The 3,683-nt window shown below is 47.4% G+C and carries 2 rRNA genes; both read left to right on the forward strand.

The annotated features are described in order from the left end of the window. A 16S ribosomal RNA gene (locus WY13_RS14180) occupies positions 1-243 on the forward strand; the annotation flags it as partial. A gap of 628 nt (positions 244-871) precedes the next feature. Continuing rightward, positions 872-3,683: ribosomal RNA gene (locus WY13_RS14185) — 23S ribosomal RNA — on the forward strand; the annotation flags it as partial.

The raw sequence follows: 3,683 nt of genomic DNA on the forward strand, positions 1-3,683 counted from the left end.
CAGTTCGGATTGCAGGCTGAAACTCGCCTACATGAAGTTGGAGTTGCTAGTAATCGCGAATCAGAATGTCGCGGTGAATACGTTCCCGGGCCTTGTACACACCGCCCGTCACACCATGAGAGCTGGCAACACCCGAAGTCCGTAGTCTAACGAAAGAGGACGCGGCCGAAGGTGGGGTTAGTAATTGGGGTGAAGTCGTAACAAGGTAGCCGTAGGAGAACCTGCGGCTGGATCACCTCCTTTCTAGGGAGTCGAAAGATAGAGTATAATCTATCTTATAAATTGATGGTTTAAGTAAGTTGAAACTTAAAAATTGATAGTAACGAGTATATCAAGGAAAAACATGAGCGAGGAACAGAGTTTACTTATGTAAATGAGTACCACAGCGAATGATTTTGACGAAGATATACGAAGTTAATAGCAATTTTTCACTCTGTTTAATTTTGAAGGATCATAGATTCTTCTTTCAGTTTACAGCCAATTAGGAATGTAAATTGAAAAATTGTCCTTTGAAAATTGCACAGTAAATAAAGAAATTAAAAAATTGGTAGTAACGAGTATATCGAGGAAAAACATGAGCGAGGAACAGAGTTTACTTATGTAAATGAGTACCGCAGTGAATGATTTTGACGAAGATATACGAAGTTAATAGCAGTTTTTGCAAGTAAAGCTAAGGTTATAATATAACCTTTGTAGTAGATGTATTTCATTTTAAAGATTTAAGATGATATATGAAACTAAGAAAATTGGCAGTAACGAGTACAGCAAGGAAAAGACCGAATGAGGAGTGGAGTTTACTTATGTAAATGAGCACCGGAATGAGGTATTTGACGAAGCTGGACGAAGTTAATGACGATTTTCGATAATGAAAGGTCAAGCTACAAAGGGCGCATGGAGGATGCCTTGGCACCAGGAGCCTAAGAAGGACGCGATAAGCTGCGAAAAGCTCTGGGTAGGCGCAAATAGCCAGAGAACCAGAGATATCCGAATGGGGAAACCCACCTAGATAACGCTAGGTACTGCAAACTGAATACATAGGTTTGTAGAGGCAAACCCGGGGAACTGAAACATCTAAGTACCCGGAGGAAGAGAAAGAAACATCGATTTCCTAAGTAGCGGCGAGCGAACGGGAAAGAGCCCAAACCAGGAACTTGTTCCTGGGGTTGCGGATAGGTCATAAATACTGTGAAGTGTTAATTGAAGAGAGCTGGAAGGCTCCGCCGGAGAAGGTAAAAGCCCTGTAAATGAAAGCAAAGAACAGTCAGATCTAATCCAGAGTACCACGAGACACGAGAAACCTTGTGGGAAACAGGGAGGACCACCTCCCAAGGCTAAATACTACCTGGTGACCGATAGAGAAGGAGTACCGTGAGGGAAAGGTGAAAAGAACCCCGGGAGGGGAGTGAAATAGAACCTGAAACCGTGTGTCCACAAACAGTCGAAGTACGTAAAGTACGACGGCGTGCTTTTTGTAGAACGAGCCAGCGAGTTACGATATGCAGCAAGGTTAAGTACTTAAGGTACGGAGCCGGAGGGAAACCGAGTCTGAAAAGGGCGAAAAGTTGTATGTTGTAGACCCGAAACCGAGTGACCTATCCATGGCCAGGTTGAAGCGGAAGTAAAATTCCGTGGAGGACCGAACCACGTTGGTGTTGAAAAACCATGGGATGAGCTGTGGATAGCGGAGAAATTCCAATCGAACTCGGAGATAGCTGGTTCTCCTCGAAATAGCTTTAGGGCTAGCGTCGGAAATGAGTAATGGAGGTAGAGCACTGAATGGGGTAGGGGCTGACAACAGTTACTGAACCTTATCAAACTCCGAATGCCATATACTTGAATTCCGGCAGTCAGACTGCGAATGATAAGATCCGTGGTCAAAAGGGAAACAGCCCAGACCACCAGCTAAGGTCCCAAAGTGTAAGTTAAGTGGGAAAGGATGTGTGATTTCTAAGACAACTAGGATGTTGGCTCAGAAGCAGCCACTCATTTAAAGAGTGCGTAATAGCTCACTAGTCAAGAGATCATGCGCCGAAAATGTCCGGGGCTAAAACTTACCACCGAAGCTGTGGACTCGAAAGAGTGGTAGAGGAGCATCCTGTATGAGTAGAAGTCGTACCGGAAGGAACGGTGGATTGTACAGGAGAGAGAATGCTGGCATAAGTAGCGAGAAATAAGTGAGAATCTTATTGGTCGAAAACCTAAGGTTTCCTGGGGAAGGTTCGTCCGCCCAGGGTAAGTCGGGACCTAAGCCGAGGCCGAAAGGCGTAGGTGATGGACAATCGGTTGAAATTCCGATACCGCATAAAAGCGTTTGACAAAAGGGATGACGCAGGAGGATAAGGTGTGCATACAATTGGATGTATGTCTAAGCATCGAGTCAGGTATACCAGGAAAATCCGGTATATCAATGATGAGGTGTGATGGGGAACCCGCAAGGGGAAGTACCTGATTTCACGCTGCCGAGAAAAGTCTCTATGGAGTTTTTATGTGCCCGTACCGCAAACCGACACAGGTAGGTGAGGAGAGAATCCTAAGACCATCGGAAGAATTGTTGTTAAGGAACTAGGCAAATTAACTCCGTAACTTAGGGAGAAGGAGAGCCACGCAAGTGGCCGCAGAGAAAAGGCTCAAGCAACTGTTTATCAAAAACACAGGTTTCTGCTAAAGCGAAAGCTGAAGTATAGGAGCTGACGCCTGCCCGGTGCTGGAAGGTTAAGGGGAAGACTTAGCGTAAGCGAAGGTCAGAACTTAAGCCCCAGTAAACGGCGGCCGTAACTATAACGGTCCTAAGGTAGCGAAATTCCTTGTCGGGTAAGTTCCGACCCGCACGAATGGCGTAATGATTTGAGCACTGTCTCGACAACAAATCCGGCGAAATTGAAGTGCAAGTGAAGATGCTTGCTACCCGCGATTGGACGGAAAGACCCCGTAGAGCTTTACTGCAGTTTAGCACTGAATTTCGGTATTGTCTGTACAGGATAGGTGGGAGACTAGGAGACAGTGGCGCCAGCCATTGAGGAGTCGATGTTGGGATACCACCCTGATAGTACTGGAATTCTAACCGGGTTCCATGAAACTGGAGACGGGACAATGTTAGGCGGGCAGTTTGACTGGGGCGGTCGCCTCCAAAAAAGTAACGGAGGCGTACAAAGGTTCCCTCAGAAGGGTTAGAAATTCTTCGAAGAGTGCAAAGGCATAAGGGAGCTTGACTGCGACACAAACAAGTGGAGCAGGGACGAAAGTCGGGCTTAGTGATCCGGTGGTACCTCGTGGGAGGGCCATCGCTCAACGGATAAAAGCTACCTCGGGGATAACAGGCTGATCTCCCCCAAGAGTTCACATCGACGGGGAGGTTTGGCACCTCGATGTCGGCTCGTCGCATCCTGGGGCTGAAGTAGGTCCCAAGGGTTGGGCTGTTCGCCCATTAAAGCGGCACGCGAGCTGGGTTCAGAACGTCGTGAGACAGTTCGGTCCCTATCCGTCGCGGGCGCAGGAAATTTGAGAGGAGCTGTCCTTAGTACGAGAGGACCGGGATGGACCGACCGCTGGTGAACCAGTTGTTCCGCCAGGAGCACAGCTGGGTAGCCAAGTTGGGAAGGGATAAACGCTGAAAGCATCTAAGTGTGAAGCCCACCTCAAGATAAGATTTCCCATAGCGTAAGCTAGTAAGACCCCTCGAAGAA

Origin of the sequence: Clostridium ljungdahlii (assembly GCF_001636845.1) — a bacterium.
In the GTDB taxonomy this organism is placed as follows: domain Bacteria; phylum Bacillota; class Clostridia; order Clostridiales; family Clostridiaceae; genus Clostridium_B; species Clostridium_B ljungdahlii_A.